General features: G+C 58.7%; 16 protein-coding genes and 1 pseudogene. 12 read left to right on the top strand and 5 right to left on the bottom strand.

What is annotated here, in order from left to right; all coding sequences use genetic code 11:
• The 10 genes and pseudogenes from HMPREF9465_RS11060 to HMPREF9465_RS11025 form a co-directional block, all read left to right on the top strand.
• The coding region (locus HMPREF9465_RS11060) for an IS256 family transposase (RefSeq protein WP_005433140.1) at positions 1-228 on the top strand (228 nt) is incomplete at its 5' end.
• A gap of 230 nt (positions 229-458) precedes the next feature.
• Positions 459-845, top strand: a pseudogene (locus HMPREF9465_RS13945) (S8 family serine peptidase); the annotation flags it as partial.
• The gene (locus tag HMPREF9465_RS11055; RefSeq protein ID WP_331270992.1) at positions 846-2,831 is read left to right on the top strand and encodes an autotransporter outer membrane beta-barrel domain-containing protein; all 1,986 of its coding nucleotides are present in this window, start codon (positions 846-848) and stop codon (positions 2,829-2,831) included. It abuts the pseudogene before it with no gap.
• 279 nt (positions 2,832-3,110) lie between these two features.
• A complete protein-coding gene (locus tag HMPREF9465_RS11050) occupies positions 3,111-4,427 on the top strand; it encodes an IS110 family transposase (protein WP_005433045.1) in 1,317 nt (438 codons plus the stop codon).
• Positions 4,428-5,145: 718 nt separating this feature from the next.
• On the top strand, positions 5,146-6,081 hold the full coding sequence (locus HMPREF9465_RS11045; RefSeq protein WP_005437019.1) for a hypothetical protein: 936 nt from the start codon (positions 5,146-5,148) through the stop codon (positions 6,079-6,081).
• Between the two features lie 30 nt (positions 6,082-6,111).
• Complete coding sequence (locus HMPREF9465_RS13940; protein WP_081579507.1) at positions 6,112-6,363, top strand: tyrosine-type recombinase/integrase; 252 nt, start codon at positions 6,112-6,114, stop codon at positions 6,361-6,363.
• Positions 6,364-6,576: 213 nt separating this feature from the next.
• Entirely contained in the window at positions 6,577-6,750 is a 174-nt protein-coding gene (locus HMPREF9465_RS13510) for a hypothetical protein (protein ID WP_005437018.1), read from the top strand.
• Between the two features lie 327 nt (positions 6,751-7,077).
• On the top strand, positions 7,078-8,499 hold the full coding sequence (locus HMPREF9465_RS11040) for an amidophosphoribosyltransferase (RefSeq protein WP_005437017.1): 1,422 nt from the start codon (positions 7,078-7,080) through the stop codon (positions 8,497-8,499).
• Positions 8,500-9,203: 704 nt separating this feature from the next.
• Positions 9,204-9,494: an HU family DNA-binding protein gene (locus HMPREF9465_RS13505; RefSeq protein ID WP_005437012.1), complete on the top strand. Its 291-nt coding sequence runs from the start codon at positions 9,204-9,206 to the stop codon at positions 9,492-9,494.
• 279 nt (positions 9,495-9,773) lie between these two features.
• Positions 9,774-11,099: a solute carrier family 23 protein gene (locus tag HMPREF9465_RS11025; protein ID WP_005437011.1), complete on the top strand. Its 1,326-nt coding sequence runs from the start codon at positions 9,774-9,776 to the stop codon at positions 11,097-11,099.
• Between the two features lie 394 nt (positions 11,100-11,493).
• Here HMPREF9465_RS11025 and HMPREF9465_RS11020 read toward each other — a convergent pair whose 3' ends face one another.
• Entirely contained in the window at positions 11,494-11,973 is a 480-nt protein-coding gene (locus tag HMPREF9465_RS11020; RefSeq protein WP_005437009.1) for a hypothetical protein, read from the bottom strand.
• 289 nt (positions 11,974-12,262) lie between these two features.
• On the opposite strand from HMPREF9465_RS11020, the gene HMPREF9465_RS11015 reads away from it, so the two are divergent.
• Together HMPREF9465_RS11015 and HMPREF9465_RS11010 are read left to right on the top strand one after the other, a co-directional pair.
• Positions 12,263-12,739 (top strand): hypothetical protein, encoded by a 477-nt coding sequence (locus tag HMPREF9465_RS11015; RefSeq protein ID WP_051009084.1) that lies wholly within the window; start codon positions 12,263-12,265, stop codon positions 12,737-12,739.
• 5 nt (positions 12,740-12,744) lie between these two features.
• A complete protein-coding gene (locus HMPREF9465_RS11010) occupies positions 12,745-13,302 on the top strand; it encodes a hypothetical protein (protein WP_005437002.1) in 558 nt (185 codons plus the stop codon).
• A gap of 288 nt (positions 13,303-13,590) precedes the next feature.
• Here the strand turns inward: HMPREF9465_RS11010 and HMPREF9465_RS11005 are convergent, their stop codons facing one another.
• From HMPREF9465_RS11005 to HMPREF9465_RS10990, 4 genes are all read right to left on the bottom strand, one after another.
• Positions 13,591-14,859 carry a hypothetical protein gene (locus HMPREF9465_RS11005; RefSeq protein WP_005437000.1) on the bottom strand — a complete coding sequence of 423 codons (1,269 nt, stop codon included), beginning with the start codon at positions 14,857-14,859 and terminating at the stop codon, positions 13,591-13,593.
• Positions 14,860-15,099: 240 nt separating this feature from the next.
• The gene (gene brnQ / locus HMPREF9465_RS11000) at positions 15,100-16,440 is read right to left on the bottom strand and encodes a branched-chain amino acid transport system II carrier protein (protein WP_005436998.1); all 1,341 of its coding nucleotides are present in this window, start codon (positions 16,438-16,440) and stop codon (positions 15,100-15,102) included.
• Between the two features lie 503 nt (positions 16,441-16,943).
• Positions 16,944-18,122: a polyphosphate kinase 2 gene (ppk2, locus tag HMPREF9465_RS10995; RefSeq protein ID WP_005436997.1), complete on the bottom strand. Its 1,179-nt coding sequence runs from the start codon at positions 18,120-18,122 to the stop codon at positions 16,944-16,946.
• Between the two features lie 168 nt (positions 18,123-18,290).
• Positions 18,291-19,553, bottom strand: a complete 1,263-nt coding sequence (locus tag HMPREF9465_RS10990) for a hydantoinase/carbamoylase family amidase (protein ID WP_005436987.1) — start codon at positions 19,551-19,553, stop codon at positions 18,291-18,293.
• Positions 19,554-19,821 lie beyond the last annotated feature (268 nt).

Here is a 19,821-nt window from a genome sequence, read left to right as displayed (position 1 = left end):
CGTACGCTGATCTATACGACCAATGCGATTGAAGGGCTCAACCGTGCTATCAGGAAGGTGATCAAGACGCGCACTCTGTTCCCCAATGAGGACGCTGCCAAGAAGCTGATTTACCTGGCCATCATGAATTTCACGGCCTCCTGGAAGCGTGCTACGCCCAAGTGGGCTGCTGCCATGCCCCAGTTCGCTCTGCTGTTTGGTGAGCGCTTTACAGGTGCCATGGAGTAAGGAAGGGATATGATTAGACCTCTCGCGCTAACGCGCCAGCCGCTTCGCGGCGCGCGATAGCGGGGGCTAAGGAGGATCCTCCCGCGCTCCGCGCGGGCCCCTCCACCTTAGCCCCCGCTATCGCATCAGGTCTGGCATACTGCATCTCAAATACAAAGGGCAGCCTCGTTGGGCTGCCCCTGGAATAACCTCCCCAGACACAGAAATCCTGACACTCCCATCCGCTCTACAACCCGGCCGCTGAAAAGCACTGGATTGCTGTTGCCGGTTTGAAGAAGGGTTCTAAGGCCGGTTCTTACGAACTCATCAAGAACTTCAACGAAGCCGGTCAGGGCAAGTGGTGGACGGTTGCCGCTCCGGGCAACGGCATTTACTCGAGCACGACGGACGATCACGGCAATCCTGGCTACGCTTCCTGGGGTGGTACCTCCATGGCTGCACCGCACGTTGCCGGTGCCATGGGCGTCCTGATGTCCCGCTATGACCAGATGAATGCGCTTCAGGTTCGTGACGTCATGTTCACGACGGCCAACCATAAGAATGCTGACGGCACCAATATGGAAGGCTGGACTGACGTTGACGGTACTGTCCGCAAGGACGGCGAAGTTTCCGACCGCATGGGTTGGGGCGTGCCCGACCTTGACAAGGGCATGTATGGTCCTGGCCAGTTCCTCGGCAAGTTCGAATACAACATGGCCAAGGCTGGTTCTCTTGACGTTTGGTCGAACGACATCTCCAACGTGGCTCTTGACCAGCGCAAGGCCGAAGATGACGCATGGATGAAGGCAACGGCAGACGGTACCAAGCTGGCGTATGGCGAGATCATCACGGGTAAGGATTTTGTCGTCAAGGATGGTGACGGCGAGGTGACTGAAAGCGATCGCACTAGCCATATCGTTGGCGATCATGAAAAGTCGACTCTTCTCGCTGCGTATGCTGAACGCGCTCAAGCCATCAAGGATAAGCGTGCTAACGACAATGCTGGCTACAAGGGCACGCTTGTCAAGCAGGGTGAAGGCACCCTCGTCATGACGGGTAACAACTCCTACGCCGGCACGACGACCGTTGGGGGCGGCACGCTTCTCGTCTTTGCTGAATCCATCGGCATTGACAACAAGGTTACGGTGCAGAATGGTGGTAAATTCGGCGTTCTCTCGAGCTACAACGACCAGTTCACGATGAAGGGTCAGCTTGTCAGCAAGGAAGCCGCGGCAGGCAAACTGAAGGTTGACATTGCGAATGGTGGTACGCTCGTCATTGATGCTGCTTCCAACGTCATTGTTGACTCCGTTACGTTCAACGGCGACAAGAAGTTTGAGCTGTCGCTTGAAGGTGCCGACGGTTCCACACTGGCCGCTGTCTTCAATGGTGAAAAGGATGCCATCACAGGTTCCTTTGAAGCCAAGAACAACAAGGCCGAGGACAAGTTGTTCGACAATTTGAACGCTGAAGCCAACTCTGACTTCGTCTTCTTTGACGTTGCCAAGGCTACGGGTTCCGGTAACAAGGCCACGGTGACGATGACCAAGAAGGATGGTGTCACCGTTGAACAGTTCGCCAAGACCGCCAACGAACAGCGCATTGCTTCTGCCATCGCTGCTTCCGGTAGCAGTCTTACCGGCCAGATTCTCAGCACCAAGAAAGATCAGGTCTCGCTTATTGGCGACACGTTGGCCACGCTTGACGATGACTTCTACGCCACGGCCCGCAATGCTCTCGTCGTGAACGCCACGGCCGTGTCCCGCACGGTCATGGATCAGGCCCGCGGCATGGGTGAAGGTCGCTCCGCCGAAGTTGACAACGGCCGCGCCCGCATCTGGGCTGCTGGGATCGGTCACTGGGGCGAAGCCGATGGCAATAGCGACACGATGGACGTCGACTTCCGCGCCGGCTTCCTCGGTGCTGAAGCTCTTGTCCTTGACAACACGAAGTTCGGCGCCTTCTTCGGCTACGGTACGACGGACTACAAGTCCGGCGCCAACAAGATCGACGGCGATGACACGCACTTCGGCGTCTACGGTCTGACGGACATCGGCAATGTGACGATGACCTACGGTGTTGCCTACACGGATCAGGATCGTGACACGACCCGTGTCTGGGGCGGTACGGTGAACCAGCACAGCGAAAACGCCTCCGTCCTTCAGGGCTTCGTTGAAGGTGCGTACAACTTTGACCTGAGCGTTGCGAAGATCTCCCCGTACGTCGGCTTCACCTGGGCCCGCGTCGAAACGGATGCCATGACTGACAATACGCTCGGCCACAGCTTCAAGACCGACGAAATCAAGGACGACATTCAGATCGCTACGCTCGGTGTTCGTACCGCCGTTCCGTTCGCCATGGGCAACATGCCTGTCGCTCTGACGGCCGACCTCGGCTGGTCTCACTACTTCGGTGACACCGAAGGTCTCGTGAACGTCCAGATGGGCGAAGGCGGCAAGTTCGCCACGATCGAAGGCTCTGAACTCAAGGATCAGGCCAACCTCGGTCTCGGCATCGTCGGTCAGGTTGCGAAGCACGCCACGGTTGGTGTTTCCTACTCCGGTTCCTGGGGCAGCGACATCAACACGCACGGCATCTTCGCCAACGTCCGCTTCAACTTCTAAGAGGTGTGTAGCACTTTAGTGCCACCCCCCTGCGCATGAAAGCGGGGAATTAAATTAGGGCGTACAACCACGGTTGTACGCCCTAAAATCTTATGGGGGACAGTAGTTGCTCGGTGCTGGATGTGCGATCCCTTCGCGTTTCTAAAATGAGCCTGCGAGTATCGATCCCCTGTCTGAGCGTCATTGCTCGAATACTAAATAGACCTTGTTGACAAAGTCTTCATAGGCTACTAACTCGCAGACTGCCCCCCATGCTTCAACTATACATCGGAGGCAGTTATGCGTGCCAAATGCAACGATGACCTCTCAACCGTCAACTTCAGCACGATAGGACTGGACGTTCACAAAAATCGTCTGGTCGCTTGCGCCGTTCATGTTCAGCACGACGCCAAAGGGCGCGAGGTCCATGAAAAGGAATACTTCGAATCCACCGGCACATACTCCGGTAGACAACGACTTACCGAATGGTGCTCTTCACAGAACGCCGACTTGATCCTTATGGAGAGCACCGGCATTTTCTGGAAGGCGCCTTTCCGTGATCTTGAAAAAGCTGATTTGCATCCAGTCCTCATCAATCCGCGAATCTTTAATCGTGGTTCGGACAAGCGCAAAACCGACAAAAGTGATGCCACATGGCTGGCCAACCTTGCTCGCCTTGGCCTCTATCGAGCCTCGTTTATTCCAGCAGAACCTTACCGTTCGCTGAGATTGGTTCAGTCCCAAATCAAATCGCTTGTTGCTGAACGTCAACGCCTCAAAAATCGCCTTGTGAAAGTCCTGGATGACTCCGGGTTCAGATTTACGGTTGCTTTCGCCGACATCGGCGGCGCTTCCTCCCAAAGTCTCATCGCCGGCATTCTGGAAGATGCACCCCGAGAAGAACTCGCCCTCATGATTGATCCGTTGTGCAAAAAATCAATCGAGGAGATCCTGGATGCCGTTTCCGGAGAACTATCCCAAATTAACAAGGACATCGTCCAATCAATCCTGAGACTGATCGAGACGCATACCAAAGAAATCGAAACTCTCGAACAAACGGTCATCCGTGAATTGAAGAAGTGCGAGAAAGTCAAACAAAACATTCGCCTAATGACGACTATCCCGGGCGTCAGTGAAAAATCTGCGCAGTTGCTGATGTCAATGATCGGACCGGACTTCGTAGAAAATTTTTCCTCGCCACACGCTTTTGCTCGTTGGCTGGGCGTATGCCCGGGAAATAACGAATCGGCCGGACAAATCAAAAGCGGAAGGACTCCTCATGGGCAAAGGTTAATCAAAAAGGTGCTTACCGAATGCGCTCAAGCAGCGTGTCATACCAAAGGCTCACATCTTGCCGTCCTATTCGGAGGGTGGAAGCACAAGGGATTCTGCAAGGCCGTTATGGCAGTAGCTCACAAGCTGGCATTGCTGATCCACTGGGTGGTTGTGAATCAGAAACCATACATCGACAAAGAGTTCGATTACACAGGCGTCTTTAAACAGGATGGTCAACGCCGGCCTCGGTGGATTCGCGCGTTAAGGCGTTATGGGCTGATGACACTTGCAGACGTCGAAAAGGAAAAAGCCGCTCGAGGATGGATAATCGCTAAGGCATAAGCCACTTCATACTTGGAGTTGCCCTTAATCCTGAATCAGCACACACAATCGGGGACACAGGCCGGGCGAGTCCATAGTAATGCCCCATCAACATAGGAATCGAGTATTCCTACCGGGGGTGTTTTTTCTTTTTGGTTTCCGGCGCTTCCGCTTTCATACTAAGCCTTCGGGTTTTGAAGCAGGTGACATCACCTGCGGATGACTGAAAACGGCCTGTAGTTCTTCGGAGCTGCAGGCCGTTGTTTTATTCTGATCAGTCGCTGCGAGGCCCGGCCCTATTGCTTGACGTAGGGGCCTTCACCGTGTCCTGACCTCAATGCCCATCTCAACACAGAGAGTCCAACCGTTCCGCTGAGCGAGAACGACGTTCTAAAAGGGGGTGCAACAGTCAGGTCGACACGATCAGCCACGGAGAGATGTCTGCTCTAGACGCCGTTTGCCCTGCGAAGCCGCCACCAGACTTCAATCTCCCGTCTTGTTGTCGGGGATATGGAGGGCACCCGAGACGACGGCGAAAGAAGGCGGCCTGCGGGATTTTCCGTGCGACAGCAGTTGACGCACGAGTCCTCATAATGAACTCATCAGGAATCGGGAAGAAAGAGAGGGAGTGTCTCGGAAGATAATGTCTGACGAGGATGGAATCAATCGGCGGCAGCTTTCCTCAAGTCAGCCACTGTCCACTGCTTCAGGGAGTAGAGTTTCATCAAGGAGTTCGTGAATGCAGGATTTCAACAAGGAATGTGCGGCCTCGTCCGACAAGGGCAGTGAACCTGTCGTCCTTTGTTCGAAGATGGTGAGGATTGCCGCTGCGTTCCTCAAGGAGACGGATCCGGAAGGCTATGAGATGCTCTGCGAAGGCCTTGCAAAGGCCAATCCCGACTCGATCGCCTTCATCAACGAGCACCTCCTCAAGGGGAGAACTGATGACGCAGAGCAGGCTGATTGGGACCTTCCGTCCCTCATCATCGGGCATAGGCTGGCGGTCGCATCCGGACGCTGTGCGATCATCGAGCCCGGGGCCGAGGAGAGTCCGCGGGGATGGCGCATCAGAGTGAAGAAGGGGGACAGAGAAAAAGTCACGAAGGTCTGGGACCGGTTCTCTGCCAGCGACATGAAGCATGACATCAAGCTGCCGAGCGTTGCACGTCTGAGCGAAAAGGAGCGGGCGCTGCTCGGATCTTCAGCCGAGCCCGCAACGTTGCGCCTGGAACTCGAGCCGAAGCCCCATCTGGTCCTGAACGTGGTGGGCGCTTTGGCGGAAGATTTGGGTTTGACCCATTGGTCTCCGTCTTTGGGAATCATCAGCATCGTGAACGGGACCGTAAAGACCGTGTGGGTCGATACGGAAATTGAAGAGATTGACGGCGAACTTCATTACGAGCTCAGCATTGAGGCACTCATGAAAATCATGGTGATCGACGATGCCTGGCTCACGACGTCCGTAGTGCCGGGAGCGTGGTATTCCCGGGTCCCGTCTGTCGACGGCACCAGAGTTCCCGTGGCCTGGAGCATGATGGCGCACAACACCGTTGAGGTGCCGATGCCGGCCACGGTCTACGCGGCCCTCAACAGAAGAATTCCGTGGTTCGGCGTTGACGACGCGGAGAGGTGGATCATCCGGATGTTGCGCGAGGGCCAAAGTGTGCCATGCTGACAGCAGGGGCGGTGGAAGTAGGGCGACAACATCCAGCCCTGCGGGGCGATTACGGCCGGCGCCATCCATCAGCTGCTGCGCGCCAGGGCAGACGAATCTCCGGTTTCGTCCTTCACGCCGCATGATCTTCGCCGAACCTTTGCGACGCGGCTCCTTGAGTCCGGCGCCGACATCAACACCGTGTGGCAGGCGCTGGGACATTCCTCCGTCGTGACGACCCGACGCTACGACAAGCGTGATGAGCATCTGGTGGAGGAAGCAACGAGGAAGGTGGCGCTTTGAGCGAAGCGGGCGCTCCAGGATTGACTCTGGCAAAATATCGGCAGCAGGGATCGCTTGCAAACGCCATTCTGAAATCCACCCCACTCTCCGGCAAGGCTCACGAAATTTTCGATGACGAGCCTTCGGCATCGGAAGGGGTCCCCGCAAGGGGTTCAAAAACGACAAAGCCCAGTGCTACCAACACCGGGCTTAGTCTTTAGAAAGGAAAGTAGGATGTGTGCTGCATTCTTTTCCTTGTTAGGAAGTTTAGCACAGGCAAACTTCGTTTGGAACGGCGACATTGTTCTCAATGTTGCGATGACCGGCGGAGGCGTTGATTGGCTGGGGCTTTTGGGCCTCGCCATCATTATCGGCGTTGTCTGGGTGATTGCTTCCCGCAAGCGTTAGTGGCTTCTTAGCCAACGGAAACGGGGTCTCCGAAAGGGGACCCCGCTTGCGCATGAGGCATCGCCTCATCCTCTCTGGCACAAAATCGTCAGAAGGCGTATCTCACGCCAGTTTTTCAGTCGCCTAAGGGAAAGACCTTAGATCGGGCGGTATGGATCCTTGACCCAAGGACAGATTTGCCGTTCTAAAGTGTTCGAGGCCCCCACAAACGGCTGTTTGTTTGCGATAATCACGCCAACATTTGCGGACGACCCCGTTCAGGCGAATCTCACGACGCCATGCGTCCGCGACTCAGATCTTCAACTTCCATACAAGAGTACAGCAAAAATGGGCGGCTTCTTCGGCGCTGTATCCAAGCGCGACATCGTTCTCGACACCTTCTTCGGCGTCGACTACCACTCCCACCTCGGCACCAAGTTCGGCGGCATGACGATCTACCACCCTGAGAAGGGCTTCCAGCGTCAGATCCACAACATCACGAACACGCCGTTCCGCACCCGCTTCGAGCCGGACATTGCGGACATGAAGGGCAACTGCGGCATCGGCTGCATTTCGGACGACGATCCGCAGCCTCTGCTCCTGAGGTCCCATCTCGGCCTCTTTGCGATCACGACGGTCGGCATCATCAACAATGCCGACGACCTGATCGAGCGCTACTTCAGCAACAACAATTCCCAGTTCCTCGCGATGGGCTCGGGCAAGGTGAACTCCACCGAACTCGTCGGCGCGCTCATCAACCGCAAGCAGTCTATCGTCGAGGGCATTCGCTACGCCCAGGACATTATTCAGGGCTCCGAAACGATCATGCTCCTGCAACCCGACGGCATCATCGTCGCCCGCGACAAGCTCGGTCGTCTGCCCGTTCTCATCGGCAAGGATGAAAACGGCTACTGCGTCTCGTTCGAGAGCTTCGTCTACCACAAGCTCGGCTACGAGGACCACTATGAGCTCGGACCTCAGGAAATCGTCAAGATCACGCCCGAGGGCATCGAGGTTCTCTCGCCCGCTGCCGAGAAGATGCGTCTGTGCGCCTTCCTCTGGACGTACTACGGTTATCCGAACTCCAACTACGAAGGCAAGAACGTCGAGGTGATGCGCTACCGCAACGGCGAGATCATGGCCCGCAACGCCATGGCCGACGGCACGGCTCCCGACGTCGACTACGTGGCGGGTGTTCCCGACTCCGGCCTTCCGCACGGCATCGGCTACGCCAATGAAAGCGGCAAGAAGTTCGCCCGTCCCTTCATCAAGTACACGCCGACCTGGTCCCGCTCCTTCATGCCCGCGAACCAGCAAATCCGCAATCAGGTCGCCAAGATGAAGCAGATTCCGGTCCCCGAACTCATCAAGGACAAGAAGCTTCTTCTCATCGACGACTCCATCGTGCGCGGCACCCAGCTTCGTGAAACGGTCGACTTCCTCTACAAGTCCGGCGCGAAGGAAGTGCACATGCGCTCCGCCTGCCCGCCGATCATGTACAGCTGCAAGTACCTGAACTTCTCCCGCGGCAACTCCGACATGGAGCTCCTCGCCCGTCGCGTCATTCAGGAGCTTGAAGGCGACGAGGATCACAAGCACCTCGCCGAGTACGCCGACGCCAAGACCGAGCGCGGCCAGTGCATGCTCAAGTCCATCTGCGACAAGATGGGCTTCGACTCGCTCGGCTTCCAGTCCGTCGAAGGCCTCATCGAAGCCATCGGCCTTGACCCTGAGAAGCTCTGCACGTACTGCTGGACCGGGAAGGAATAATCCGCTGATCCTGCATCCGGTGTATCCGCATTGAGAGGGGCCTGCCCGCGTAAATCGCCGTCGGCAGGCCCTTTCGCATTGGCGGAAAACAATCGGTAGAACTACGGCGTGAGGCGACCTCAATCCGCCCTCAGGAGAGGGGAGAAGAGGGTGCGCAGGGGTTCTCGGCCTTCAAACGGCTGCAGTTGAGGGGAAAAACCACAGGCGGTTTGTAAAAAATCATGACACGGCGCATGGAATTTCGGAGAACCCTCTCTCGGACTGAATTCAAGGCGTATTAAAGCTCGGTGACTAAGGTACCTTTCGGGTACTGTTGCTCAGCAAACACTACAAACGCCTGTGCCACGCGCATTTTCAAAATGATCAGCCTCCTGTGAACGTCAGCAATGTTAAATCGAAACCGATTTGAGGCCGCACCGCCGGGAATCATGTGAAATGCAGGGGATTTCCCGGGACTGACGGGCCGTTCAGGAATGGAGACCCAGACGAGAAGCATTTGCAGGCGAGTCGTTTTGGAAAACATTACAATTCGTCTGGGTGACACCCCCAAGCATATTTCCCCGCAGGTACAATTGGGATGTCACCTTAACGTGACAGGCGGACCACAACACAGACGTTCCACAGGACCTGAACGGAAAGCGTCGCCGAAAGAGGGTGCCCGGACGGGCAGCCCGTCCCCAAGAATAAAGAGAAGGACTACCGCAATGAACAAGAAGGAAATCGCGCAGGCTGTCGCAGAACGCCTCGTGCTCTCGCCCTCCCTCGTAGAGGGCATCGTTGATGCCGTGCATGAAGAGATCGTCGAGGCCATGGCCCGCGGCGAACGCGTCACGTTCTGGAACTTCGGCCGCTGGGAATTGAAGACTACCGCCGCTCGCGTCGGTCGTGAATTCAAGACCGGCAAGTCCGTCGTGATTCCGGAACGCAACAAGGTCTGCTTCACCGCCAGCCCGAACCTCGTCGCGGCCGTCGAAGACGCCATGAAGACGCTCTGACGCTCAGGCACCAGAGAGACAAAAGGGGACGCCGTCCGAAATGGATGCCGTCCCTTTTTTGCGCACGCAGGCTTCGCTCCGGAGCGGCGTCCGCCCGTCTAGTCAAAACACCTTATGTTTATTTTTCGAAATGTGTGCTTATAATACGAAAGTTTGCACAGACGATTCGTCCTTAGGAGGAACCCTTACGACTCTTTGAGCGCGAGGCGTTTTGTCCGGAAAGCCGAAGGACGAGGCGCCTGTGCGTGTAGATTCAACGTGTTTGAGGAGTAAGGAAAAATGGGTTATTTCCCGCAGTGGAAGCTCAAGGAAAAGGGCGTGGTGGCCCCTGACGAGCGTCTTCCCACCGGCCAGACGGTGGCGATGGGCGTTCAGCACGTGGTGGCCATGTTCGGCTCCACCATTCTCGCCCCGATTCTCATGGGCTTTGACCCCAACATGGCGGTTTTGATGAGCGGCATCGGCACGCTCATTTTTTTCGCCATCGTGGGCGGCAGGGTGCCGAGCTATCTGGGTTCATCCTTTGCGTTCATCGGCGTGGTGATCGCAGCGACGGGCTACGTTGCGGGCTCGGGCCTCAACGGCAACATTCCCGTTGCGCTGGGCGGCATCGTGGTCTGCGGTCTCGTCTACTGTGTCGTGGGCCTCATCGTGATGCTTACGGGCGTTAAGTGGATTGAAAAGCTGATGCCTCCCGTCGTGACGGGGGCGGTCGTCGCCGTGATCGGCCTCAACCTCGCCCCGACGGCCTGCCGTTCGGTGGGTCCGACGGACTTCGACGCCTGGATGGCCGTCGTCACCTTCATGAGCGTGGGCGGCGTTGCCGTGTGGACGCGCGGCTTCATCCAGAAGCTCCTCATCCTCATCGGCCTTGTGATCGCGTACTTCATCTACGCGGTGCTCGCCAACGGCTTCGGCATGGGCAAGCCGATCGACTTCTCGATCATCTCCAACGCCGCCTGGTTCGGCGTTCCGACGGTTCACACACCGGTCTTCGAGATGCACGCCATCGCGCTCATCGTTCCGGTCGTGATCATTCTCGTTGCCGAGAACCTCGGCCACGTGAAGGCCGTGACCGCCATGACGGGCCGCAACCTTGACCCGTACATGGGCCGTGCGTTCCTCGGCGACGGCATCGCGACGATGCTCTCGGGCTCCTTCGGCGGGACGGGCGTGACGACCTACGGTGAAAACATCGGCGTGATGGCCGCCACGCGCGTCTACTCCACGCTGCTCTTCCCGGTCGCCGCGATCTTCGCGATCATCCTCGGCTTCTCCCCGAAGTTCGGCGCTGTGATCCAGACGATTCCGCAGCCCGTCCTCGGCGGCACCTCGATCGTGGTCTTCGGCCTCATCGCCGTGGCCGGCGCTCGCGTCTGGGTCGTCAACAAAGTCGACTTCGGCAACAGCCGCAACCTGATCGTGGCTGCCGTCACGCTGATTCTCGGCGGCGGCGACTTTACCCTCAACCTCGGCTTCTTCAGCCTCGGCGGCATCGGTACCGCGACCTTCGGCGCGATCATCCTCAACGCCGTCATGTCGCTCGGCGAACCCAAGGAGGAAAAGGCCTCGGGCGAGCCCATCGAGCTTGACCGCAAGGCCTGACGCCCGATCCGACTTCAAGTCCCGAACGGGGCTGCTTCTCAAGGGAGCGGCCCCGTTTTTCGTTAATGGCAAAGGATAGCAGGTTGGGAAGGGAGGCGGCAAAGTCGGGCCGTCTGAAACCTGCAAGTCGTCAAAAGATCACTCAAGGCCCAGAAACGATGGACGATCGCGTGCGCAGGCTGCTTTATCTGGGCCTCACCAGGGCGTCCGCACGCATCGAGCTTGTCGTGAGCGCTCAGGCGATGGCCGCACTTAACGCAGCGGCAGGCTGACCGCCGGAAGTCCGCAGGTCGCCTGAGGCCCGACGAATGATGGAAAAGAGAAGGGGACCCGTTGTTGATGGATCCCCTTTGTGTTCTCAGGTCCCTTGCGACAAGGGACTCAAGTCGAAAGATCAGCGGTGGTTGCGGCCGTGCCTGGCCTTGGGCTGGGCAGCGGGAGCGGCCTCAGCGGCAGGCTCTTCAGCCTTTTCGGACTCTTCGCACTTGCATTCGGCGTCGTCCTCGCACTTGCAGTCGCAGTCACACTTGCATTCGACTTCGCAATCACATTCGCATTCCGCCGGTTCTTCTTCCTCGAAGTCCTCGGCGGTGGCTTCCTCGACGTCTTCGTCCTTGCCGTCGTGCGTGTCGAGGCTTTCGACGAGGGCAAGAAGAGCCTGAGCCTCTTCCTCGGTGAGATGAATGTCGGCTTCGATGTTGGAGCCGAGGGAGCGGTTTTCGATTTCAGCCGTGACATGCAGGGCTGCGTTGATCACCGCCTGGGCCGCGAAGGACTTCACGGACGTACCGGTGAGAGTGGCGGCAAGTTTCACGATGTCGTAGGAGACGGCGGGCAGCTTGATCTTGATGCGGTTCTTATCGTTGTCGGACATGACCTTTACCTCCGGAGGCCAACACTTTGAAAAATGCTGAACGGGGCGTGAGAACCACGCCGACGTTCATGACAACTATAATAACTCGACTTAATGAAATTTGCGCGGCAAAAGTGTGAACGTTGGTCAGGAACTTCCCCTGAACCACGCTCGTTTTGGGCTGTCGGCCCCCTTGAGGCTGCCTCTGCGCGAAGCGAGGGGTGTTCAATGGGACCCGAGCGAGTTCAAAATGAATTTCATCGCACCGGGCACGCACAGGACTGAACGAGCGCTACAAAAGGAGAAGACCTTGCCGGAAGGAACCACAAGGGGCCCGCGGACCGACGCTGGCCGCGTCCGCACTCTGCTGCTTCTGGCAGCCTGCGCCTCGATGCTCGGCGGCTGTGCCGTCGGAAGCGGCGAGGTGCGTGACCTCTCGACCGAGAAGGCCGCGAGGCTCATCATCGACGGCCGGACCACCATGGCGCAGATCGATGCGGAGCTCGGCGAACCCGACTATGAAATCCACATGGGCCACGAGATCGTGCGCCACTACAGCTGGATGAGGGGACGCCCCTCCGCCAAGAACTTCATCCCCTTCAACCCGATCTCGGAATTTCCTATCACGCAGAAGAACCTGCGCATCTGGTTCGACAAGACGGGCGTCGTGAAGCGGCATGAATTCACGGGCGTCTTCTACATCTACCGCGCGCCACTTGTCGGCACGGACGCGCCACACAGCTTCAGGCCGCTCACGCCCGCCGAGCTCGATCATTTCTCGGAGTAGCAAGGATGACGATTGACTTCAAGCGCAGAACGCTCGCAAAGGCCGCGGCCATTCTCAGCGCCTCTCTCGGAGCTCCGATGCTCGCAGGCTGCAGCGGTCCCCAACAACACGCCGACAACCGCATGATGCCGGGTACTGTCTTCACCCCGGAGGCGCTCAAGGCAACGGCCAAAGGGAAGACCTACGTGCGCGACTTCGTCGCCGTCTACGGCCGGCCCCTTCGCCGTATGAACGACCACGTGCGCCATCCCGACCAGAAGGGCTACGTGTGGGAATGGGTGGCGACGAGGCCGTCGTTTTGCAGCAATCTCAATGACCGCCCCTACATGACGCCCACCGTCAAGAAGGAAATCCACGTCTGGCGACGCAACAGCGATGCTGTCGTCACCGACGTAGAGGTGGTCGGGACCTTCTACGTCCAAGTGAAGCACAAGATGCTTCCACTCGTCATCACCGACATCCGACCGCTCACCCGAGACGAACTCACCGCTTCGCGCGTGCCCGCGGGGCCGGGCGAGAATCCGCGCGAAATCGAGCTCTGGTACCAGAGCCAAGGCCGATAAGTTCACTCGAATAGAATCCCCTTTGGGGAATTCTATTCAAAAAACAGGACAAATTGAAAGGGGAGGCGCTTTATCCCAGACGTCGAAGATCGAAGTCCGAAGAACGCACTGTCTCGCTTTTGCAACACGTGCCTTGAGGCTCCATCCCTGCGGGACGGGCGCTTAGAGGGGAACGCTTGTTCCGGACAAGGCATCATCCGCCATGAAAAGAGGGCCTGCCCTCGGAATGGAGAGACAGGCCCTTCGAAAGCGCTCAGGAAGTTCCCCAAAGGAGAAGAAGAACGCGCGTCAACCGATGGTAAGGACCATGCGGGGCGTGCCGTCGGGGCTTCCGAGTTCGGCGGGATCACGATCCTCGGGCGCGAAGACGAGCTCGCAGATGCCGCCCGGGAGCCTCACGGCGAGGATGTCGAGGCCTTCATCTTCATTGACCACGCGCGTGAGGTCAAGGTCGAGCGCGAGGATGCAGGCGGCGCAAAGCCCGCCGATGTCGAGGTCGGCATCCTGGTCCTCGATGCAGTCAAGCATTTCGCAGAGGGCATCCATGGCCTCGTTGGGCTCGCCCGACCACATGGCTCGCATGAGTTCGCGCGTGGGCGTCATCCAGTCGGCTCCTTCGCTCATCACGAACCTGAGCGCCAGGACGGCCAGCAGGCGAACGCCCCAGACGGAGGCGTAATCGTAGAGCCTCACATCGTCAGGCTGCTCGTCCGCAGCCCCGGCGGGAAGCGGCGTCCAGAAGCCGAGCGTCACCATCGCCTCGGCAAGAAGGTCGAGCCTATCCTTGCCGAAAACAGCGGGGATTTCCTGAAAGAGCGCCATGCGCTTCAGATCCATCAGGCCTGCGTTTTGGAGTCGCTCGAGGAAGCGGGGCGTGAGCGCGGCGGGCACGGGCGGGAGGATCCCGGCCTTCCCCTGGCGAACCCATTGAAGAATGTACGGTTCGACGTAGCGTGCGCCGAGTGCGGCATGGCGGTCCAACTCCATCATGACGAGGTCGGGAACCATTGTCCTTTCCTCGGAGATGCGGGCAAGGTCCGCGCCGTAGAGAAGGCCGACCTGCTCATGGGAGATCGTGAAGAGCTCCTCGGTCTCGTGAGGCGCAAGAGGCTCGGCGTTCTCAAACGCTTCGCGGCAGATGTCCTTTGTGAGGCTCGTGAGGCCCGTCACGATGAAATGATGTCCATGTGTCGCGGCGATGCGTGCAAGCCCGCGCACGATGATCCCGCGCATTGCCTCTCGCTCCTCCTCGTCGTCCCAGGCCGCAAGGACGGGAACGTCGATGTCGGAAAGGAAGAGGCAGGGCGCTTCCGGATTGGCAAACTCATCAAAAAAGGCTTCGAGTTCGGCCGTATCCCCAATTTCACTCAGCTTGACGTGCCTGAGATTGAGCCCGATCTCGGCCGCGCAGTGCTGCGGATCGATGGGGAGCCAGTCGGCGCAGCCGATGCCCCAGCGGATGCTGCCTTTTTCCAGGATGCGGATGAGGGGCTTCATGAGCGTACGCTCGTTGTCTGTGGGCGTCAGAGGCGCGCCGGGAACGGGAAATCGGAGCATGCGATGGATCCTTGATGGGGGAACGGTGCCCGTAGTTTATCTGAAAGAGAATCGGACCACGCAGACGGTCTGCTGCAGGGATCGCCTGAAGGAGGCGGAGAGGTCCTCGAATACGGTGAAGAGAGGCGCAAAAGCCCGAAAGCCGGAAAAGAGAAGGCCCCGCGCTTCGGGGAAAAGTGCGGGGCCCTTTGGGTTTTCTCAGTGAGTCCTGACCGGGGGCTTCACTTGAGAGTCAGGTTGTCAGGCCGGCTTGCAGCAGGCCTTGCAGGGGACGGCGGCCTTGTAGGCGAGGCCGAGGACGTAGCCGGTGACGGCGAACGGGACCCAGGCGAGGCCGTACTGGGCGAACGGGACGTAGGCCTTGATGGCTTCGGAGATCGCGCCGAGGTTCACGCCGGCGGTTTCGAGACCGGAGACCGCGGCCATCACGAACGTGAAGGCGGTGGTGAAGGCGTAGACGCACTGGCGGCCGTCGAAGAGCTTGTCCGTGAAGAGCAGCACGATCAGGATCACGCAGAGCGGGTAGACGAACATCAGGACCGGGATCGTGGAGACGATGATGGTCTTGAGGCCGAACATGCCGATCAGGAACGAGACGATCGTGAAGAGCAGGCAGTACTGCTTGTACGTCAGGCGGCCGACGATGCGCATGAAGTAGGCGGCGCAGCAGGTGATGAGGCCAATGGACGTCGTCAGGCAGGCGAGCAGCACGATGACCGAGAGAAGGATGGCGCCGAAGTTGCCGAAGAGGATCTTGGCGGTTTCAGCGAGCACAGGAGCACCCGTGTCCTGCATGCCGATGGCGGTGACGGACTCAGCGCCGATCTTCGCGATGAAGAAGTAGATCACGGCGAGGAGCGACACGGCGAGGATGCCGGACTTGTAGACCTGGGAGGTGACTTCCTTCGCGGTCTTGGCACCGCCTTCACGGACGAAGTTCGTGACGAGCGTGGCGAAGACGAACGCGGCGATGGCGTCGAGCGTGTTGTAACCGTCAAGGATGCCCGCAACCGTGGCGGTGAGGACGCCCGCATAGTTCGGCTGGGCGGCCTGCGGAACGCCGAGCGGATCTACGACGGACTTGACGATCAGAGCACCGAGCGTGAGCACGAGGGCCGGCGTCAGGATCTTGCCGACGCGGTCGACGAGCTTCTGCGGCGTGGCGGCAAGCCAGTAGGAAACCACGAAGAAGAGGACGAGGAAGATCCACAGGCCCATTTCAACCTGACCTTCGGTGAGGAAGGGACGCAGGCCGATTTCAAAAGCCACCGTGCCCGTACGCGGAATGGCGAAGCAGGGGCCGATGGACATGTAGACCACGACCGTATAGAACAGACCATAAAGGGGATGTGCGCGGCCGGCAGCCTCCTGCAGGTCATTGCATCCCGCATAAGCCATCGCCATGATGGCGAGAAGGGGAAGGCCTACACCCGTAATGCAGAAGCCAATGAAAGCCCAAACGAAGTGATCGCCGGAAGCCTGGCCCATGGAGGCGGGGAAGATGAGATTGCCTGCGCCGAACAGGATCGCGAACAGCATCAGGCCGATCGCGACAAAGCGCTTGTTGTCTGTGTTTTGCATAGCTTTTCTAATGCGGGAGGTGTTGTAGGACTCTTGTGTGGGGCGCCTTCGGGACCGTCCGTCGTTTTCAGCAGAGACGGTGCGGGCCTTGTGACCGATGTCCTTGAATAGGATTATATGGACATGTAGCTTATGGTTACATAGGGCAAACAGCTTACATGAGGCGGATTTCTGCAAGGTTCCGTCACTTTGAACCCGTTGCGGGACATGGATTCCGCCCCAAAAAGGCTCTGCTGTTTCGCAAAAGTTGCAGGAATCAACGCCTGAAATCGCACCTTCTGCCGACGGCAGCCGGGCCTTCAGAGGCGCAAAGCGCATAATTTTATATGTAGGGCGCGCGCTTTGGGGGCATCGTTCCCGATCGGGCGCCAAACGCCCGATTCAGTTCGCATGACGTGCGGCAGTGGCCGAAAGCCCACGGTCAGCGATAAGAGGAGGGTGAAAAATCAAAGGGCCCGAAGATGTCGTATCTGCGGGCCATCGAAACAACGGTTTCAGGTCGATCAGCTGTTGCCGATCTCGTTGTTGATGTCAAAGCGCAGCGGATCACCGTTAGAGGCGAAGAGGCTGCCTGCGCGACCGACGATGAGCGGGTCGATGTTGCCCACCTTCTTCATGTCGCGGTTGTCGTACGGAATCGATTGCAGCAGCACGCGGATGGCGTTGAGACGACCGCGGCGTTTGTCTTCGTTGCGGATCACCGTCCAGGGCGTTTCGGCCGTGTCGGTCATCTGGAACATGCGGCGAATGGCCTTCGAATAGTCGTCCCAGCGGTCCATGGACGCGATGTCGACGGGAGAGAGCTTCCAGCGCTTCAACGGGTTCTCGCGGCGTTCGCGGAAGCGGCGGCGCTGTTCGTCCTGGCTCACGGCGAGCCAGAACTTGATGATGTGCGTGCCGCCCCTGATGAGGGACTGCTCGAAGCCCGTCACTTCGTTGAGGAAGATTTCGGTCTGCTCGGGCGTGCAGAATCCCATCACGGGTTCGACCACGGCGCGGTTGTACCAGGAGCGGTCGAAGAAGCAGATCTCGCCAGGATTGGGCAGGTGCGCGCAATAGCGCTGGAAGTACCACTGGCCCGCTTCATTCTCGGTCGGCTTCGAAAGGGCCACCGTGCGCGCGCCGCGAGGATTGAGGTTCTCGGTGAAGCGGCGGATCGTGCCGCCCTTGCCGGCCGCGTCACGGCCTTCAAAGAGCACGATGATCTTCGAGTTCGTGCGCTTGACCCAGTCCTGAAGCTTCAGAAGCTCGACCTGCAGGTCATAGAGTTCCTTCTCATAGAGCTTGTTCGGGTAGCGGTTCTTGTACGGATAGGCGCCTTCGCGGAGCTTGTCCGAAAGAGCGTTCATGTCGATGGGCTTCTTCGGGAAGAGGCCCGCCTGATGCGCCTCCTTGACGAGCAGCAGCTTGAAGAGCGCGTCACGCTCCGTCTGCGTCAGGTCGCGGTTGAGCATCTTGAACACTTCGGCGGCCGACTCTTCGGGGGAGACGAGCGGCGTGTCGCGAAGCTTGTCGCGAAGATAGGTGACGACCTGCGTCATCGAGTCGAACGAATGGGGTTCGACATGCTTGGGTTCAAGGGCAGCCACGGGATAGAAGGGCTTCCTATCAACGTCAACGACTTCAAGGGTGCTGCCGCCGGTGGGTTCGACGGCAGACTTGTGAGAATGATCCTTGGCCATGTGCGTACTCCTTTCTGATTTTCGCTGTCACGCATAAGCACGTGGGATAATATTATCGCCGCCTGTAACGAAATGTTATGGGCGATGTCCCCTAAACGTTACGACGCGCGGTCCTGACTCATGGAACCGCCGCAGGCGATCTGCAAGGGAGAATGGCTCCCGTTGCCGTCAATCATAATCCACGACGGCGCGCATGAGAATTTCCGCACCTGAGAGGAAATCCGAAATTCGCATCGCCTCATGCGGGTTGTGGGACCCGTTCTGGTTGGCGACGAAGAGCATGCACGTGGGCACGCCCGCGCTCGTCATGACCGCGGCGTCGTGGCCCGCTCCGCTCGCCATCTGAAGATGAGGTATGCCGTGATCCGTCGCGGCCTTGACGAGCCGATTGAAAAGGATTGCGTCGGGACGTGCCGCCTCGCCTACGATGACGTCGTCGAAACTGAACTTCACGCCGCGCTTTTCTTCGATGGCGGTCGCCTCTTGAAGAAGGAGGTCGTGGAAGGCGCGGATCGTCTCCATGGAAAGGCTTCTCATGTCGAGCCCGAAGCAGACGTCGCCCGAGATGATCGAGATGTCGGCCGTCGAAGGCGTGTTGATGACGCCGCAGGTGAAGACCAGATCCTTGCCGTCATGGAGCCAGGCCTCCCAGTGCCTGTTCATCACGTAAAGCAGGTCCGTCAGGGCCGCGACGGCGTCGTGCCTGAATTCATGATCGACTGCGCCCGAATGCGCGGTCTCGCCCTCGACGCGGCAACGCTTGTGCCTCAGATACCCGCGAATGCCGGTAACCACCGCCGCACGGTTGACGGGCTCCTTGTCAAGCCTCGGTCCCTGCTCGATGTGAAGCTCGACAAAGGCCGCAATCTTCGAGAGATCCATGAGCGGCTCTCCCGACGCGATGCGCTCGACGTCGACCCCGCGCTCAAGAAGAACGTCCTTCAGAAGTCTCCCCGAATCCCTGCGAGGGAGTTCGAGCTCAAAGGGCTTGAGCTGGCCCGTCAGCGCCAGACTGCCCGCATAGGCACGTCCGAATTCCGGGCACTCCTCCATTCGGAATGCAACGATACAGAAGTCCCGTTCGGGTACCCTATTCGTATCCTTCAGATATTTGGCCACGGCGAGCGGCGCGACGATGCCGGCAAGCCCATCGTAATTGCCGCCCTGCGGAACGGAGTCGGAGTGCGATCCCGAGACGAAGGCTGGCAAATCCCTGTTGCGACCTGGCAAAGTCATCCAGAGGTTGAGCGCAGCATCAGCATGGACTTCAAGACCGATCTCGCGCGCGGCCTCGGCGAGTCTCTCGTGCACCTTGTCTTCTTCGGGCGTATACCCCTCGCGCGTGACGCCGCAGGTGTCGGCGGTGAGCTTGCGGATGTCTTCAAAGAGACGAGTGCAGAAGTCTTCAACGTGGTCGGCGAATTCGGTCATGAGGCGGTTCCTCTTCCTATTGGTTTCGGCTGGAGTGAGTGGAGTAGGGATCGGTTGGATTGGATTGATTGTTCAAGTGTACCCCTCGATGGACCTGAGCTGATGAAGGGTTCTGCGGAGCGCGAAGCCATGCGGTAGCCGGTGACGAATCCTGCAGATCGTCGAAGTGCGGAATGCCGGGTACAAAAAACCTCCGGCATTCCGAAGGATGCCGGAGGCGGGGATCCCCGCCGCCCCGGATGGAGAGAGGGAGAAGGCGGCGGAGAGG

It is taken from the genome of Sutterella wadsworthensis 2_1_59BFAA, assembly GCF_000297775.1.
GTDB lineage: Bacteria > Pseudomonadota > Gammaproteobacteria > Burkholderiales > Burkholderiaceae_F > Sutterella > Sutterella wadsworthensis_A.
The sequence above is the reverse complement of the archived record's forward strand: the minus strand, read 5'-3'. Positions and strand labels throughout refer to the sequence as shown.